General features: G+C 54.5%; 20 protein-coding genes. 19 read left to right on the top strand and 1 reads right to left on the bottom strand.

Annotated elements, in window-relative coordinates; genetic code table 11:
- Window positions 1–1,107: 1,107 nt before the first annotated feature.
- Window positions 1,108–1,707, bottom strand: a complete 600-nt coding sequence (locus FrondiHNR_RS06220; protein WP_279354374.1) for a hypothetical protein — start codon at window positions 1,705–1,707, stop codon at window positions 1,108–1,110.
- A 780-nt stretch (window positions 1,708–2,487) separates the two neighbouring features.
- Between FrondiHNR_RS06220 and FrondiHNR_RS06215 the strand changes: the two genes are divergently transcribed.
- From FrondiHNR_RS06215 to FrondiHNR_RS06125, 19 genes are all read left to right on the top strand, one after another.
- Window positions 2,488–2,868, top strand: a complete 381-nt coding sequence (locus tag FrondiHNR_RS06215; protein ID WP_279354373.1) for a hypothetical protein — start codon at window positions 2,488–2,490, stop codon at window positions 2,866–2,868.
- Window positions 2,865–3,017, top strand: a complete 153-nt coding sequence (locus FrondiHNR_RS06210) for a hypothetical protein (RefSeq protein WP_279354372.1) — start codon at window positions 2,865–2,867, stop codon at window positions 3,015–3,017. The genes FrondiHNR_RS06215 and FrondiHNR_RS06210 overlap by 4 nt, the downstream gene beginning before the upstream one ends.
- A gap of 44 nt (window positions 3,018–3,061) precedes the next feature.
- Entirely contained in the window at window positions 3,062–3,553 is a 492-nt protein-coding gene (locus FrondiHNR_RS06205; RefSeq protein WP_279354371.1) for a hypothetical protein, read from the top strand.
- Window positions 3,554–3,558: 5 nt separating this feature from the next.
- Window positions 3,559–3,891, top strand: a complete 333-nt coding sequence (locus FrondiHNR_RS06200) for a hypothetical protein (RefSeq protein ID WP_279354370.1) — start codon at window positions 3,559–3,561, stop codon at window positions 3,889–3,891.
- Complete coding sequence (locus FrondiHNR_RS06195; protein WP_279354369.1) at window positions 3,891–5,021, top strand: YqaJ viral recombinase family protein; 1,131 nt, start codon at window positions 3,891–3,893, stop codon at window positions 5,019–5,021. Before FrondiHNR_RS06200 ends, FrondiHNR_RS06195 begins: the two co-directional genes overlap by 1 nt.
- Window positions 5,014–5,994: a RecT family recombinase gene (locus FrondiHNR_RS06190; RefSeq protein WP_279354368.1), complete on the top strand. Its 981-nt coding sequence runs from the start codon at window positions 5,014–5,016 to the stop codon at window positions 5,992–5,994. Before FrondiHNR_RS06195 ends, FrondiHNR_RS06190 begins: the two co-directional genes overlap by 8 nt.
- Complete coding sequence (locus tag FrondiHNR_RS06185; protein ID WP_279354367.1) at window positions 5,994–6,437, top strand: hypothetical protein; 444 nt, start codon at window positions 5,994–5,996, stop codon at window positions 6,435–6,437. The genes FrondiHNR_RS06190 and FrondiHNR_RS06185 overlap by 1 nt, the downstream gene beginning before the upstream one ends.
- Window positions 6,438–7,041: 604 nt before the next feature.
- On the top strand, window positions 7,042–7,941 hold the full coding sequence (locus FrondiHNR_RS06180) for a helix-turn-helix domain-containing protein (protein WP_279354366.1): 900 nt from the start codon (window positions 7,042–7,044) through the stop codon (window positions 7,939–7,941).
- On the top strand, window positions 7,892–8,272 hold the full coding sequence (locus FrondiHNR_RS06175; RefSeq protein WP_279354365.1) for a hypothetical protein: 381 nt from the start codon (window positions 7,892–7,894) through the stop codon (window positions 8,270–8,272). Before FrondiHNR_RS06180 ends, FrondiHNR_RS06175 begins: the two co-directional genes overlap by 50 nt.
- Window positions 8,256–9,566 (top strand): replicative DNA helicase, encoded by a 1,311-nt coding sequence (locus FrondiHNR_RS06170; protein ID WP_279354364.1) that lies wholly within the window; start codon window positions 8,256–8,258, stop codon window positions 9,564–9,566. Before FrondiHNR_RS06175 ends, FrondiHNR_RS06170 begins: the two co-directional genes overlap by 17 nt.
- 3 nt (window positions 9,567–9,569) lie before the next feature.
- On the top strand, window positions 9,570–9,899 hold the full coding sequence (locus FrondiHNR_RS06165; RefSeq protein WP_279354363.1) for a hypothetical protein: 330 nt from the start codon (window positions 9,570–9,572) through the stop codon (window positions 9,897–9,899).
- A complete protein-coding gene (locus FrondiHNR_RS06160; RefSeq protein WP_279354362.1) occupies window positions 9,899–10,147 on the top strand; it encodes a hypothetical protein in 249 nt (82 codons plus the stop codon). Before FrondiHNR_RS06165 ends, FrondiHNR_RS06160 begins: the two co-directional genes overlap by 1 nt.
- 599 nt (window positions 10,148–10,746) lie before the next feature.
- Window positions 10,747–11,283 (top strand): hypothetical protein, encoded by a 537-nt coding sequence (locus FrondiHNR_RS06155; RefSeq protein ID WP_279354361.1) that lies wholly within the window; start codon window positions 10,747–10,749, stop codon window positions 11,281–11,283.
- 216 nt (window positions 11,284–11,499) lie between these two features.
- Entirely contained in the window at window positions 11,500–12,195 is a 696-nt protein-coding gene (locus FrondiHNR_RS06150; protein ID WP_279354360.1) for a hypothetical protein, read from the top strand.
- 359 nt (window positions 12,196–12,554) lie between these two features.
- Complete coding sequence (locus FrondiHNR_RS06145) at window positions 12,555–12,869, top strand: hypothetical protein (RefSeq protein ID WP_279354359.1); 315 nt, start codon at window positions 12,555–12,557, stop codon at window positions 12,867–12,869.
- 30 nt (window positions 12,870–12,899) lie between these two features.
- Complete coding sequence (locus tag FrondiHNR_RS06140; protein ID WP_279354358.1) at window positions 12,900–13,346, top strand: hypothetical protein; 447 nt, start codon at window positions 12,900–12,902, stop codon at window positions 13,344–13,346.
- Window positions 13,347–13,364: 18 nt separating this feature from the next.
- Entirely contained in the window at window positions 13,365–13,727 is a 363-nt protein-coding gene (locus FrondiHNR_RS06135; RefSeq protein ID WP_279354357.1) for a hypothetical protein, read from the top strand.
- Window positions 13,728–13,834: 107 nt separating this feature from the next.
- Window positions 13,835–14,140 carry a hypothetical protein gene (locus FrondiHNR_RS06130; protein ID WP_279354356.1) on the top strand — a complete coding sequence of 102 codons (306 nt, stop codon included), beginning with the start codon at window positions 13,835–13,837 and terminating at the stop codon, window positions 14,138–14,140.
- Window positions 14,141–14,164: 24 nt separating this feature from the next.
- Complete coding sequence (locus FrondiHNR_RS06125; protein WP_279354355.1) at window positions 14,165–15,793, top strand: hypothetical protein; 1,629 nt, start codon at window positions 14,165–14,167, stop codon at window positions 15,791–15,793.
- The last annotated feature ends 1 nt before the right edge of the window (window position 15,794 follow it).

Raw genomic sequence — 15,794 nt, 5'->3', positions numbered from 1 at the left:
AACACCGGGCCAGACACAACCCCTTGAAAGAAGGCGGAAATTATGTCTATGACAACTATATCTGAGGCAAGAATTGTGTCACGTATGACTGTAGCTGATGTGGTACGTGAGTCGGGAAAATCGTTGAGTACGGTGAATCGTGCGATTTCTGCTCGTAGTCTTCATGCGACTCAGCCATCGAAGGGTGGTGCCCCTGTCAAGGGTGGTCATCGCTCTATCAAGCCGGAGTGTTATGACGCGTGGCTGGATGGTGTGGTGTGTCCGTGTAGGCAAAACGTTACTCCGATGAAGAGGAGGGCATCATGAGTGACAGTGTTGGGTCTCGTCTAGAGCCTGAGACCGTAGCAGAAATGTCAGCTATAGGACTATCACAGGCTGCGGAGCCACCGGTTCCAGCCACAGCAGCTATTTCTATCGTCTCGTCTGGTTCGTCTCGTCCCTCTGTGTGGCGGCGATTCTGGCGCGGTTTCGTAAGGTCATAACCCGCTAAACCACCCCCTTTTCTTCCCCTGGCATCGCTAGGGGCTAGCTACAGCACTATCTAAAACCTCAGCCTGTGGTGCGCTCGCAGATCGGCCACAGGCACCAAGCCTTCACGGCGCATGCTTTTTGATAATTCCACAGGGCTAACCTTCCAGGTTTATATACGGCGGCACACTTCCTCATGCAGTAATGCGGTGGAGTCGTCACACGGCCATTCGAGCGTATAGAGGTACGCGAGGAGTTTGGTCAGGTACCGGGCCTGGTGGGGAGTGCGAGCAGGAGTGCAGCTAGGTCGCTGTATGTCTTGTAGCTGGATTGACAGGGGGTGAGAGTGCCCTGGATTGACAGCAATAGCGGCGAGCCGGTTTTGGGGTTGCCTGGGTTCGATTCCCAGCGTCGCGCAGCAGCAGTAGTGCAGCTTTTATAAGAGGGAAAGGGTAATACCTATGGAATGGATCATCGTCATCGTCATCGTCATCGTCATAATGTTCGGTGTACTTATGCCGGTCATTGCTGCTTTCGTGATAGTGCTCGATCGACACGACTCACACATCGGGGAACCTTACCGGTCTAGTCTGAGGTACTCTGTGGCTTCACGGCAGGATATGGTGTATGACTCGACGGCTATTTTGTATGACGGGTCTTTACGCGGAATGAGGAAAATAGTCTTAGAAGGTGAGAAAACCGGTGAGGTACTTGCCGGGTCAGATGTTCTTTTCCTGCTGGATCATGCAACAGGATCAATTTTTCGACGTAATGACCGTGGCGCGTTGGTGGAAGTAGCCACCGAAGTTTCACCCCTATCTGATCTTTCGTGTGGAGTGGATGAAACCAAATAAAAACACTAAAGTCTTCCTGTGGTTGCACACGTGCAAGAGTCATGGAGAATCTGAATCCACGAACATCAGTGTTGTCTGGGATAAAGAGTTCGGTATCACATCCAATTCCTTCGAGAGAGAGTTGAAAGGCTTGTCCGTCACCAGCGTTGGTAAATATGAGCATAAGGTCGGGGTCTTTTCTCTCGTGATGTGACGCAAGGTGCTGCTGTAACGCTGTATTTTTGTGTATTTCTAGGGAAGTGAATATCCAATCTGGTTCAGGCCGATCACGTTTTCGTAGCCAAAGCGTGACAAGGACGGTAATGAACGAGGCAACGATTGCGGACACGGTAGAGGCCACACCTAAAACAGCCCATGCGTAGTCACCGAGTGCTTCTGTAGTCATATCCCATACTTTAGCGGTCGTAAATGGAGCATTTTTTGTTTGCATTGGACGATATCGAGGTATTACACAGGGGCAGTAGTGCCGCATATTAAGGGATGTGATCGCGTTGGATTATTGGCTGATTGTTTTACTGTTTGGCGTGGGGTTTATGGCTGCCACGGTACTACCAGAGTTGATCCGGTGGGTACTAGATGAACTGCCTAGATGGAGCCATCTACGGCAGATGGTTCAATGGCGCGCGAATAGAAGTCAAGAGAGGAGTGATCATGAAGGTTTCTGAAAAGGCTGTGTTGGTCGTGCTCGTGGTGGGTGCGATAGCTGCCGCAGCGCTGTTTTTGTCGCTGTGGTTTGAGGTGCGGTAGCACTACCCGTGACTAAGCATTAGGGGAAGGAATTCTAATGACACAGACAGTTGAGGATACAGGGGTTCTTGAGTCTCTGGATTTTGAGGCGGAGCTACCGTGTGATTATCCACCCTGTGAAAATCATGCGACACACATCGTAAAAGCGGACTGTTTTTGTCCTGTAATTGCCGTCGGGTGTCGCTCGTGCGCTCTAAAAGAGGTGACTCGTGCAGAGCAGATTGTCAGGGAGGGCGGGAGGCTCACCCATAAGAGATGTCTGGGGGATGTTACTGAGGTGTGGTATGTCCCGTTAGAGGAGCACCACGACTCGTAGCTGTCTCTGAGTACAGCAAAATAGCGGCGATTTCTTACCCCTTTGTTCCGCATGGGGTTAGCGACGCTATACCCAAAAACAGGTTTTGAAAGGCAGATTATTGTGAATAATTCTTTTGCGCTGGAGCGTCTGGCGGAGATTCGTCACGCCCTGGATAGGGGGCTGATTACACCGACAGAGGCCACTTTTAGGGCTACCCAGGTTCTTGACCGGGCGACTCTAAAACCGCTCGATTTGGTGGCGTATTTGGAGGCTAGAGGCTATGAGGGGTCGCGTCTCGCGAAGGCGATTGGGCCGTTTTCTAGGGCGGTTCGTGCGGGGTATGAGGAAACGTATGGCACTCCTCCGTTGCATCGTCAGGAGTTGATTCGGGGCCTGTGGGTGCGGGTTATGGCGTATATCGAGGAGGATCGCCCCATCGTGGACGAGGTGTATGAGCGGCTTTTTAGCGTCATCGATAAAGCGTTGGAGGGGGCATCGTGAGGTGGTCGGTGGGGTTGATGGTGGCGGCTGTTTTTGTGGCTGGTGCTGTGGTGGCGCGTGGTTCTGGGGTTTTTGATGGGCTTTCGCTGGTGGGTGTGGTTTTGGTTTTTGGGTCGTGGGTTGCTCATCGAGGAGAAGAGTCGGCGTGATTGTCGTGGGGATAGATCCTTCCCTGTTATGTACGGGGATTGCGGTGATTGATCTTGATCGCCGTGCGGTGAAAACCACTCGCGCCCAGTCGGCGGCGATGGGGAAAGACATCGCTTCGGTGCGACGGCGGTTGCGTATACAGGCGAGACGAATCCTTGATGCGGTGCCATCTAAAGCAGATTTGTTCGTGCTTGAGGCACCGACCCCGAAAAGCCAACTTGGCTCACATAATGACCGCGTGGGCCTCTACTGGTTTTTGGTGGATCAGCTATTGGTACGGGGGGCGGTGGGGGCGGTTCTTCCTCCTCATCGGGCGATGTATGCCACGGGGAATGGTGCGGCGAAAAAGCCTCAGGTGGTTGCTGCGATGAAGGAGAGATTTCCGGGGGTTGCTATCCCGGATGACAACGTGGCGGACGCACTGGTTTTGGCCAGTATGGGCGCACGTTGGTTGGGGCATCCTCTGGATGGGGTTCTCAGTGAAAAGCAAAAAACGGCCTACGACAAAGCGTCGTGGCCGGTATTGAAAGGGTAAGAAAAATGGGTATCAGTATTTCGGGTCAGGTTCCTGCCGAGGCACAGAACGGGATGGCCACTCTCACTGAGGAGTGGCTGGAAGATCCCACACCGGAGGCGGTAGTGGCGGTGGTGGTTATTGAGCGTCACGGATTCAAGCACGATGACACGAAGCAGGAGCGCACGGCGACGATGAAATTCCGCCATATTGAGCCACTGACGGGTGAGGCTGCTGTGGTAGCGCGGGATCTTCTTGAAGAAGCGTGTGGCGTTCGGGGCGGTGAGGTGCTTCGGGAACCGGAGCCGCCTACTGAGCTTGATATACCCGCGCTTGATTTTGAGGAGGATGAGGAGTAATGACTGCTGTGTGTGAGGCTCAGGCATTGGTGGATTTGAAGGTTCGTGTGCTGGGTAATGACAGTGATCGGGCTGCGTGGTTGGAGGCTCGTCGGGGTGTGATTACGGCGACTGAGGCGAAAGTTTTGCATACGGGTTCTTCGGCTGAGAAGGCGCGAATCGTGCGGGAGAAGGTCACGGGCGAGCAGAGCTTTACGGGTAATCAGTACACCGAGTGGGGTACGTATAGAGAGCCTTTTATCGCTGCACAGCTTGAGGCTTTTGGGCTGACTCTGTGCGGGGATTTGATTCATGCAGAGAAAAATTCTCGTCACGCGGCGACACCGGACATGATCGGTATTGATTTTGATGAGGCTGTCTTTATCGGGGAGATTAAGACCTCGAAAAATGATGTTTCGCCCGGTGCTACTGCGTTTGACCGGGCTGGCTATCTCTGGCAAATGCTCTGGCAGATGTATTGCACGGGTGCCCGGCGTGTGCTGTATGCGTGGGAGGTACATGACAATAATTTCTCCCGGTGGCATTTGCGCCCGATGGATAATCCGTCGGCGTGGGGCGAGTACGGGCCGGAGGTTTTGTATCTCCAATTTGAGTGGATTGATTTGACTCCACAGCTTGAGGTTGAGCTAGAGAAAATGATTGCGGCTGCTGACCGTACACTGGGCCGCCTGGATAAGAAACTGGCTGAGGTTGGTATGCAAGAGGCTCCGGTGTTCTCGTCGGAGCAGCAGGTCGAATTGGTGCGACTGGGAACGGTGAGAGCTGACGCTTTAGCCGCTGAGTCTGCCGCGAAGCGTGAAAAAGAGACTGCTCACCAAGCGGCGGAGGCGCTGTTTTCGCACGTGACTGAGGATTTTTCTGAGGTTATGGAAGGGATCAAATTCACATGGTCGCCGTCTGTACCGACAGATGTCACAGAGGTTGATGAGGTTGCCCTTCGTGAGGACGAGCCGGAGTTGTGGGCGCGTATGGAGCAGGCCCAGGCGGCGGTAGATGCGGCTAATGCTGCGCTCTCTGCGGTACATGACCAGTGGGCTGAGAAAGCCAAAGAGTATACGACAGTGTCGCCGGGTGCGCCTACAAAAGCGCGTCTGACGATTACGAGGCAGAAGGGTAAGAGCAATGGGTAGTACAGCAATAGAACTCCTCCCTGCGAGTGGGGACGCGCAGACGTGGACTCCTAGCGAGTTGGCTCTAATGGAGTCGATCGGGTTGCGTGGCTGGAAGAACGTGCAGAAGAACGGGCGGTGGGAGAAGGAGAGGTTTGAGGCTCCCCGAGCGACGGTTGAGGCGTTTCTTTTTCAGTGTCGGCGCACTCAGCTTGATCCGGTGGCTCGTCAGATTTATTGCATTGAGCGGGGTGGTAAGTGGGGTATTCAGGCGAGCATTGACGGTTTCAGGCTGATTGCGGAGCGGTCAAATCAGTATCGGGGTCAGACTCCGGTGCAGTGGACAGCGGACGGGGTGGTGTGGGTGGATGTGTGGCTTGATGAGTCTACGCCGCCTGCTGCTGCACGGGTTGGTGTGCGCCGTGACGGGTTTGACGAGCCGTTGTATGCGGTAGCGACATATGCAGGGTATGTGCCGAGAGATCGTAGCGGGCAGGCTAAACCGACTGGTCAGTGGCTGACGAACCCCTCTAATCAGCTCGCAAAATGTACGGAAATGCTCGCGTTACGCAAGGCGTTTCCGCAAGATTTGAGTGGTATTTATGGGACTGAGGAGATGCAGCAGGTGAGCAAGGTGAAGTCTGCACAACCTCATGTGCCGCCTGCTGCTGTAGAAGCTGCTCCGAAGACTTTTTCTGAGGATTGGGTAGGTCAGGGTACGGCGTGTACCACGGTGGATGAGCTACGACCAATTTTTGAGCGGGCGCAGATGGCGGGCGAGTTGGATTATCCAGTGGATGAGACGGGCAAAACCCTGAACGTTTTTTTGCGTGAGCTTAAGCAAAAACTGGTCGAGACCGCTGCGCCGGAGGTTACTCAGGAGCCGGAGACTGTGGTGGAGCCTGTCACGGAGTGGCCGGTACGAGAGCCTGGTACGGGTGTGGTTGATGAGGCTACGGGTGAGGTTCTTTACGAGGGTGAGGAGATTATCTAATGGCCGAGCGCCCGGTAAAAGCCCCTGAGGAGATTGAGCAGTGGGCTTCGTGGATACGTGAGAAGGCTACTAAAAAACCGCCTGAGCCTGGCACTATCAAAACCCCGGATTCGATCATTCAAGATCTGGATGAGTTGGTGTATCTCGCGGGGCAAAACGTTCTAATTTTGCATGAGGCTGATTGGACTCGCACTACAGCAAAACGCGAACTCGCTAAAGCGGAAGCGTTAGCAAGTCAGGGGTTAACGGGCACGGCGGCGGCGCGTGCTGCAGCAGTATTGCTAGCAACGCATGAGGAGCGCGAGGCGGCTGAGATTGCGGATATTGCGTACCGGTATGCGAAAAGCTGTGCGGATTTGGTGGAGTCACGAAAGTCTGCTGTGCAGACGCAGAGTAAGCAGGTTGAGGTTACGTATCAATTGGCGGGGTCGCGTCGAGCGTAGAGAGGTGTTGAGTCTAATGACTGAGCAGCAGAAGGTTCTTAATGAGCTTGATTTTGAACCAAAGGTTGAGTGCTTGCTGTTTACTCCTGGGTGTACTGGCATGGCGATGTGGTACATCGTCTTGTGCCCTAGCGTGTGCCGGATTGTCGCGAGTGTATGCGACTCGTGTTTGTCCGATACGAAGGTTCTTCTCAGCGCGTCAAAGTCGGTTATGTGCGGGTGTTGTGGGGTCATGTGGCCCAGCGAAACCTTGGAGTTTCAGCGCATTGGAGGGGGTGAGGACTCGTGAAGTGGTTTGTGATTTGGCCGTGGGAGTGGGACGGGCGGCAGATAGTCATCGTGAGAGGTGACAAGGAATTTATCAGGATTGGGAGGAGGCGGAGATGAGCGCCCCGACTAGGACTGTGCGGCAAAACGTTTACTTGCGTGATCGTCACCGGTGTGTAGCATGTCTGGCATTTGACGGGTTGACTTTTCAGCATCGTCAAGCGGTCGGTATGGGCGGTACAAAAAGGCGGCCGTTAGAGGTGGATGGTGTTACGGCTTGTGCGCTGTGTAATGCGCTTTTTGAGGGGGGCTTGCAGCGAAAAGCGTTGCGGTACGGGTGGAAAGTTCGCCGGAATATCGGCTCTTTTACGGCGGCTTCGGTGCCGGTTTATTATCCGGCGGGTTGGTTTCAGCTTATTGGTGTTACTCGGGTGCCGATTTCGCTGAGGGAAGCGGGGCGGATGATGATCGCGGTTTATGGCGAAGAGTATTTGGAATGGAGGGATGCGGCGTGAGTATAAAAGCGTTGAATTGGGCTTGGGAAGTTGAAGGGTTACAGGTATCGGACAAGCTCCTTTTGTTGGCTCTTGCTGATATGGCGGATGAGCGAAATTCGTGTTTTCCGGGGCAAGAGCGGCTGGCTGGTATGACTGGGTTATCGGTTCGTACGGTACAGCGTCGGCTTCAAATTTTGGAGGAGTTAGGGGCGCTGGTTCGGGAGAAGAGGAAGACCCCTGATGGGTATCGGACGAGTGATCGATATTTACTGATTTTGTCCTACCCGTCAGATTGTCGCGTAGGAGAATCCAACACGTCATTCGCGCCGACCCTAGGCGACAATGACGGTATAAAAAGTGGCGTCATTGACGGGGTAACCCACATTAACCCAAATGAACCCAAAGACTCTTTAACAGCGTTTGATGTTTTTTGGGCGACCTATCCGAGAAAGGTAGGGAAAGCTGCTGCTCTTAAGCAGTTTGAAAAAGCTGTGGCGCGGGTTGGTCTTGATCTGGTGATGGCAGGTGTGAAGCGTTATGCGGCTGATCCTAATTTGCCGCGTGAGAAAAGATTTATTCCGCATCCTTCGACGTGGCTGAGTCAGGATCGGTGGGGTGATGAGCCGGAGCCGTCACAGTCACGTATGAATGCTTTGAGTTTGGTGGAGCGTTTCAGGGAGGAGGAGCGCCTTGAAGGTCTCGCAGGTCGCGCAGCTATTGGCGTTGGCGCAGAGTTTTGACCGGCGTGAGTACACCGAGGTTCAGGTCAGGGCGTGGGCTTTGGTGGTTGGTGATCTTGATTATGCGTTGGCGGAGCGGGCGGTTGTGGAGCATTACAAGCGGTCGCGGTTTCCGATTATGCCTGCGGATGTGGTGGTTCTGGTGTCGGAGTTTTCTGAGATTACCGCGCGTGATGTGACTGCTGAGCGGATGCGAGAGGAGCGCGACAAATGGTTGGAGGCTGCTGGGATCAGCCTCACGGATTGGCAGCAAGCGATTTTTGAGGGGCTGACTGAAGAAGCTCTTGAGCAGCGTTTCGGCGTGAAGATTCGGGGTGAGATTAGTGAGTGAGGCCCAGTATGACCGTGAGGCCGAGCAATCAGCACTGGGCGGCATGATGCTCTCAAAATCGGCTGTGTGGGAGGTGATGGAAGTTGTTCAGCCGGGAGATTTTTATGAGGTGCGGCACGAGCAGATTGCGGCGGCGATTGTGGCTTTGGCGACTGCGGGTTCACCGACTGATCCGATTGCGGTTTTTGATCATCTACGGGCTACTGGTGCTACGGGGGTGGTAGAGGCGGCGTATCTCCATCAGCTCGTGGAGATAACCCCGTCTGCTGCAAACGCAGGGTACTACGCAGATATTGTGCGTGACCGTGCTGAGCTTCGTCGCCTGGCGCAGGCAGCATCAGGCATAGCCGAGCTAGTGAGGGACGCTGAGGGTACCCCGGCGGAGCTAGTGGAGCGGGCGCGGGGCCTGGTGGATGACGTATCACGCTCCACCAAGCGCGAAATTCGCATGATTGGCGAGTCTCTTTCTGCCCTGTATAAATCGCTAGAGGAAAAACCGCGCTTTGTGGAAACACCGTGGGTAGATCTGAACCGCATTATCGGCGGGATGCGTGAGGGCACGCTCACAATTGTGGGTGCCCGCCCGGGCATCGGTAAAACCGCTTTGAGTTTGCAAATTGCGGCAGCGATGGCAGAGACCGGCACGGTCGGGTATGTGAGTCTCGAAATGTCTGAGGCTGATCTGCAAAAGCGTTTGATTGCGCAGACTGCGCGGGTTCCGATGCAATCGCTGATGAATAACGAAATGATGCCGACACATTGGCAAATGCTCGCGCCGCTGGGTGCAAAGCTCGAAAAAACGCGCATTGCTGTAGCTGATGATCTAGAAACCATCACACAGGTGAAATCCTATGCTCGATCTCTCGCTCGTCGCGGTGACCTCAAAGGATTCGTGGTCGATTATATGCAGCTGATGACCTCTGGCAAACGTGAAGAGTCCCGACAACAGGAGGTGTCCGGGTTCTCTCGGGCGCTGAAAATCCTGTCGGGTGATCTTGGGGTTCCTGTCATCGCTCTCTCGCAGCTTAATCGTGCGGTGGAGGGACGTAAATCAGGTGAGCCACAATTGGCTGATCTGCGTGAGTCGGGATCTATTGAGCAGGATGCCGACTTGGTGATTCTCCTGCACCGCGAAGAGAAGAAAGCCCCGAACGATATCAAACTTATTGTCGCTAAAAATCGTCACGGTGAACGGGGCGACGTGACCCTCAAGTGGGAGGGCAAGTTTGCGCGGGCGATTTCGCGTCCGTGGTCTCCCACTCTCAATATCCCAGAATCCAATTTAAGGAGCTAAAAAATGGCGCAGGTACAAACTAGTGCGGCGACGGTTGTTCGCCTCGTAGGGCTTAAAGGAGTGGCTGTAGAGGAGGTGTCTACGTCACGTACCGGAGTGGAGTACACACAGCGTCTCACTGTGTGGCTTGGTGAGGGTCACGGTCTTAATGTCGGAGACAAAGCAAAATTCAGCGGGCTGCTCTCGGTAAAAACACGTGAATACAACGACAAAACCTATGCGGACGTGGCGTTATCGAATGGCAGGTATGACCCGGAATCATTGATGTACGCGTCTGATGTGCTACCACCAAAGAGTGCCCCTGAGGGGTGGGGTGTAGAGGACGATTTCTAATGACTCTCGAAGAGTATATCTTGAGGGTAGATGCCCTCGTATCCCGTCTGGCTCGACAAGTCGAAGACCTTGCCGATACGGTCAAAACGCGCTGCGATAGATGTCAGGACGCTGCGGCAGTACTGGGATCTTCGTCTGCCTCTATTGCCGCCGGTCGCCTCGATCTCCGCATGGTCATGATCAAGGGGTCTCTGAATAAGGTGGCTGCCCTCCTCCCCCAGCCATGCGCACACCGGGAGGAATCATGAACGACACTAAAAAGCCCGTCCTTATTGGCCTTCTGGGGTGTGACGATTGGACAGAAATTGCTCTCGAGGTGACACCAGACCAAGAAAAATTCCTGCGTATGCTGGCTGCTCTATCGCGTCGAGCCTCGAAATATAGGTGTATGCCAATTCTGGGTGTAAGGCGCAAGAAGACACGGAGGCAGGATCATGAAAGCTCGCATCTTGTACGACGGGACAGTGTACGTGGATAACCATACCTTTCACCCGCACTCCCGCGATTGCTCACACGAAGGCAGAGACATTTGCGGAACATGTGATTTCGATGGGTATTACGCAAACATTTACGGGGCGCTATGCCCCTGGTTTCGACGAAGGGAAAGCAATGACGAGTGAGCACGAAGTCACAACAGCTGATGAAACAGTTCGCAAGCCAGAGTGCATCATGCACCGACCAAAAAACATATACAACCAGCCGCTCCCGCCTACGGCGCACCACAGCCACAAATGCTCGTGCCATCTGTCAGCGCCATGTGGCCCGTGCGAGAGGTGCGCGCATTGGTATGATCCCGGGTGCGAAAACGACTGCCAAACGTGTGAAGAGCACAAGGACGGAGAAACTGATGACTGATACCCGAACACCGGAGCAGATCGAGCGGGCGCAACGCATGACTCTTGGTAAGGTGATAGCCGCCGCGCTTAGTCAGTGTGGGATTAGCGTTACCTATGCGCTAAGTGGCCCGGCGGAGATGGTTGACGTAGCGGGTATCGTGCTACGCAATTTCCCAGTGCTCGCCACCGCCCCGCCCACCGAGGAACAGATCAACGCAGCAGGTCGCAAAATATTCGAGCACTGGGACGAATGGGCTGATGACCCTGACGACGAGTGGGGTAAAGGTAATCGCGAGATGGTTCGCGAGGCTCTCACCGCCGCTTTTGCTGCCCCTCTAGTGGCAGACGGGACGATACAGCTCTCCGCAGATCAGATCTGGCGGATCGTGAAAACTTTTGCGTCAGATGTCGGTGACTCTGGTAACGAGGAGGCGTTCGTAGAGCCTCTGCTGCGAGGGTTGATTGCGGCAGAGGTCAAGTTCGAGGCTGAAGATTTCATCGACGGTGGATTCATCCGCCGTGAGTGGCTGCGAGGTGATAAGCAGTGAGTGTACACGCAAAAATTCTTTACACTCTCGGATGTGACTACCCTGAGTGTGGTGCGCTTTTGCAGAGCAACGAGGGTGAAGAAATTTGGACGGAGGAATTACTTCGTATCGATGATTGCGCTCAGCAGCTTGGGTGGTACATCGGCGAGAGCGAGCAAGTATTACGAGTTCTTTGCCCCACACACACCGCGTTCCACAGCATACGAGGTGCCGCCGATGAGTGACAGTGTTTTATGTGCTCGTCACTGTGGCGGAGCAGCTACAGAGGGTCTCCTCTGTCGCAAGTGCTGGGGTCGTATCCTCTGGCAGCTAGACCACCTCCCCGCACTGATCGGACAGATCAGAGATCAGATCATACCGGGGATCACTAGTCGAGTGAGTGAGCCGGTGAGCGGCACAAGAGAGAACCCGCTACCGTTCCGCCTACAGGCAATGGAGGACTCCTCTAGCCTGTTCTCGCAACTCTGTAACTGGGGGGTCTACTGGGCTGATGCTATGGGTATCCGCCCTGCCTGGCCTCTGGTAAAGCTCGCAGAACGACAGCAGGACGCGCAGGGTATCCCGACGGCCTGGGACGGACAGAAAGCGGCAGAGATAGCAGCCGAGATTACACAGTGGCTCGCTATCCACCACCCCAGCATCGTCTACATGCCCGCCGTCGTCGCCTACCACGATGACCTGGTTGATTTAATGCGCCGCTACGGTAGGCGCTACCAGGGCACCAGACGATTACGGAAACGCATGTGCGTCATCTGCCTGAACTACCGGGTGACAGCGTCTACCGCACCTGGTGGTGATATTGGGGTGCAGTGCGAGGGATGCGGGACAGACTACCCCATAGACGAGGCACTGGGAGAGTTATATGACCAGATGGTTGACACGGCGGGAAGCAGCCCTTCGGGTGGGTCGTAGCCGCAGGACAATACGTCGGTGGATGGATCAAGGCATGCCAAAACGTTATCGAGAAGACGGGGCCACACAAGTACGAGAAGACATCCTTCTGTCCTGGCTTCGCGCTAAAACACTGGCGAATCCCCTACACAAACACCGACTGCGACACGCCCAAGAAAAAAATGATTTGACCTAATCCCGTTGGACACCCCTAACGTTATAAATGGGTCACTGTGCGGGGCGCTCGACACCTCTCCGGGGGGATGATGCCGAGTGCCCCACCACCCACACGACTATGCACTGTCAACGCTGTAACTACCTAACTCAAAGCCCCTGAGCTGACACCTCGGGGGCTTTCGCATTTAACACACGAGGTACGCATGAGCCAGCACCACAAATCAACCCGGCTCATGAAGAAGCTGCGCAAAGAATTCTACGAAGAGGGCCAGCGCCTCCACGCCGAGGGGAACCCCGAAGCCAACTGCTGGCTATGCTCCCAACCCATTGACTACGACGCTGCCCCTGGCACCACCCCCGACAGCCACGAGCTTGACCACTTTCACACAGTGTCAGAGCATCCAGAGCTACAAGAAGACCCGACAAACTTCCGCCACTCACACACACTCTGCAACTCCAAGCGCGGCAACAGGTCACCCTCTCTAGGACTGGGTGACCTTGTGCCCGACTGGTGGTAACCCAGAGCGCAAAAGAAAGAAAGCCACCCCATGACTACGGACAGAATGATAGGCACAGCGCTACACCTCAACCCCTCACCCGCACACGAGGACAAGTTAAAGCGTTACCACGCCTACCAGGAGCATGCGGAACCCACAGGGTTACGCGATGGCCCCCACCACATCATTACCGGAGGTAGACACGAAGGGAAGACCCACCTCGCACTACAGTGGCTCCTCGACCCCGCAGCAACAAAGAAAAGAATCCTCATCGTTAACAACGAGGGTATGGCGGCGAGCTTCAAGGGCAGAGCTAATCTTCCACTATCCAGCGACCGCATCATCAGCTACCGCACTCTGCCCAGACATCAACGTAACCACCAACCGGGAACCGTAGAGTACGGCATCGACGACACCACATACATACTCACTAACCTCCTCGGACTCAAGCAAGAACCCCACCTTCTTACTATTACCACAGCGGCACCCTGGCAATAACAACACAAGGAGAAGCCCATGACTAACACACTCGTAAACCAACCCGCACTAACCATAGAGCAGATAGCCACACTCATACTCACCCAAAGCACACCCCAACGGGTAGCCATCATCGCACCCACCCACGCCATCGCAACCGACTACCTCACCCTACTCAGCCACCACATACCCAACGACAACATCAAACAACACCGCCACGCGTTCGGAGCATCTCGCATCACACTCCACAACGGCACCATCATCAACGCACACAACGCAAGCACCGACATGCGAGGACGCACATACGACTACATCATCACCACCACACCACACTCATACATACAACGCTTCACACCACACAAACAAGGCCAAATCATTAGCCTCATAACAAACACAAATTAAATCAACAAAAAATCTACAAAACACCAACACACGGCCCACCTCCCGCGCCTAGTGGGCCTCTCTCCCCGATTTTTTTAGGTTTTTTACACCACCCTTGGAGGTGTGTTATGGCTGGCCCACATCGTAGTGCGATTACTCGGATGCTGAGGGCTACGGGGTTGCGTCATCGGCCTGAGGAGGCTCCTTTAGTGGAGTTGCTAATAGAGCTTGCGAATCAGCTCGATGGTGGCGCGGGTTCGCGTACTCAAACGGCGTATCTGTCGGCATTGAAAGATCTTCGCAAGGCGCTTACACCTGCGCCAGAGGTTTCTCAAAAGGGTGACGCAAAAGCCAAGACTGAGACGGAAGAGTCAGAAGAACCGCCAGATGATCTGTCCGCTTTTAAAGATAAACGCAGGAAGCGTAGCGCGTAGCGCGTAGGGGATTTTGGGGGTTTCGTGGGAAAGCGTTTTGGTTACACGGAGCCGAGGTTATGGACTAAACCGCTGCGCGAGTTGACGCCGGAAACCTCTTTGGGGTTTGAGGTTATTGATTTTGCGCTTGAGATTTTGGGTATTGAGCTTTACCCGTGGCAAAAGTGGTTACTCATCCACGCGCTGGAACTTTTGGCGGATGGGTCGTATCGGTTTAGGCGGGTGATCGTCCTTGTTGCTAGGCAGCAGGGAAAGACGACTCTCGCGTCTGTGCTGGCGGCCTGGTGGCTGCATGTGGATTCTGATCGGAATCCGGAGAGGGTACCACCTCTGAAATTCAAAATTGTGGGGGTTGCTCAGAACCTCGATATTGCCCGTGAGCCGTGGAGCATGGTGAAAACGTGGTGTGATCCTACGCCTGATACCGACGAGGAGGGGGCGTTGGCGATTCCCTCTCTTCAATCTGCTACGGCAAAAGTTTTGGACACGAACGGTAAGGAGTCAATTTTTGCTCGGAGCCGTTCGCATTATGAGATTCGTGCCGCTGCTAATGCTCGTGGGAAACCGGCAGCGCGGGTGTTAATGGATGAGATGCGTGAGCAAAAAACGTGGGTGGCGTGGAACGCGGTTTCTCAGACGACGAAGTCTTTTTGGGGTGGTCAGCTTATTGGGTTTTCTAATGCTGGCGACTCATCTTCGGTTGTTCTGAGGCAGCAGCGTAAAGCGGCAGAAGAGGATCTAACGGCGTGGGAGAAGTACGTTGAAGGCGGCATTATGTCGGCTGAGGAGTACGCAAATGAGCACGATGTTTCGCTAGGGCTATTTGAATGGTCTGCGCCTAAGGACTGCGAGAAGGATGATGTTTCTGCGATTTTGCAGGCGAACCCCTCGATAGGTTATGGCTCTATGACGGTGGAGTCTGCTCTGAGTGATATCCGTGGAATGACGGATGCGGGGTATCGGACAGAGGTCTTATGCCAATGGGTTGATGTGAATGTCGATTCGTTTATTGACGTAAAGCTTTTCCGTAACCTCTATGTCTCGGTAAGTGATGTGGTGATTCCGTGGGGCTCTCGTACGGTGTGGGGTGTAGATACCTCTGCTGATCGGTCAATGACATGGATCAGTGCCGCGACACGCACTGAGGACGGTACGCCGTTCGTGATGGTGCGGATGAAGCGAGCGGGGATGATGTGGGTTCCCGAGTATATGGCTGAGCTTGCGGAGGAATCATCTCACCGCGAGGTGGTTTTGCAAAGCATCGGATGCCCCGCAATGGAATTCGTCAAACCCCTCCAAGAAGCAAAGCTCATTGTCCACGCGCTGAGCGGCCCAGAATTTGCATTAGCCACAGGACGTATCAGGGATCGGGTACGTGATGGTGAGCTAGTCACTATCAATCAGCCTGATATTGATCTTGCTGTTCAGGGTGGTGTGGTCACGAAATATGCCGAGAACCAGGCGTGGGCACGACACGGGTCATTGCCGATTGATATTAGCGGGCTAGCCTCTGAATCAGCCGCCTTATATGGGCTAGAGGTACTGCAACCGCCTGAGCCTGAACCTACCCCACCTCCGCCACCACCGGCGGAGCTTGTCACGCGGGATGACGCGACACCAGATGATGTGAATTTGGCGACAGCCGCATTTTAGA

This window comes from Lysinibacter sp. HNR (genome assembly GCF_029760935.1).
Classification (GTDB): Bacteria; Actinomycetota; Actinomycetes; order Actinomycetales; family Microbacteriaceae; genus HNR.
Note: the sequence above shows the minus strand (reverse complement) of the source record. Positions and strands in the feature narration are given on the sequence as shown.

Excerpts from the sequence above, each read along its gene's own strand:
- FrondiHNR_RS06150 (WP_279354360.1), top strand. The coding sequence starts at position 11,500 with ATGAGTGACAGTGTTTTATGTGCTCGTCACTGTGGCGGAGCAGCTACA.
- FrondiHNR_RS06220 (WP_279354374.1), bottom strand. The coding sequence starts at position 1,707 with ATGACTACAGAAGCACTCGGTGACTACGCATGGGCTGTTTTAGGTGTG.
- FrondiHNR_RS06185 (WP_279354367.1), top strand. The coding sequence starts at position 5,994 with ATGGCCGAGCGCCCGGTAAAAGCCCCTGAGGAGATTGAGCAGTGGGCT.
- FrondiHNR_RS06195 (WP_279354369.1), top strand. The coding sequence starts at position 3,891 with ATGACTGCTGTGTGTGAGGCTCAGGCATTGGTGGATTTGAAGGTTCGT.
- FrondiHNR_RS06200 (WP_279354370.1), top strand. The coding sequence starts at position 3,559 with ATGGGTATCAGTATTTCGGGTCAGGTTCCTGCCGAGGCACAGAACGGG.
- FrondiHNR_RS06155 (WP_279354361.1), top strand. The coding sequence starts at position 10,747 with ATGACTGATACCCGAACACCGGAGCAGATCGAGCGGGCGCAACGCATG.
- FrondiHNR_RS06130 (WP_279354356.1), top strand. The coding sequence starts at position 13,835 with ATGGCTGGCCCACATCGTAGTGCGATTACTCGGATGCTGAGGGCTACG.
- FrondiHNR_RS06165 (WP_279354363.1), top strand. The coding sequence starts at position 9,570 with ATGGCGCAGGTACAAACTAGTGCGGCGACGGTTGTTCGCCTCGTAGGG.
- FrondiHNR_RS06190 (WP_279354368.1), top strand. The coding sequence starts at position 5,014 with ATGGGTAGTACAGCAATAGAACTCCTCCCTGCGAGTGGGGACGCGCAG.
- FrondiHNR_RS06135 (WP_279354357.1), top strand. The coding sequence starts at position 13,365 with ATGACTAACACACTCGTAAACCAACCCGCACTAACCATAGAGCAGATA.
- FrondiHNR_RS06145 (WP_279354359.1), top strand. The coding sequence starts at position 12,555 with ATGAGCCAGCACCACAAATCAACCCGGCTCATGAAGAAGCTGCGCAAA.
- FrondiHNR_RS06160 (WP_279354362.1), top strand. The coding sequence starts at position 9,899 with ATGACTCTCGAAGAGTATATCTTGAGGGTAGATGCCCTCGTATCCCGT.
- FrondiHNR_RS06140 (WP_279354358.1), top strand. The coding sequence starts at position 12,900 with ATGACTACGGACAGAATGATAGGCACAGCGCTACACCTCAACCCCTCA.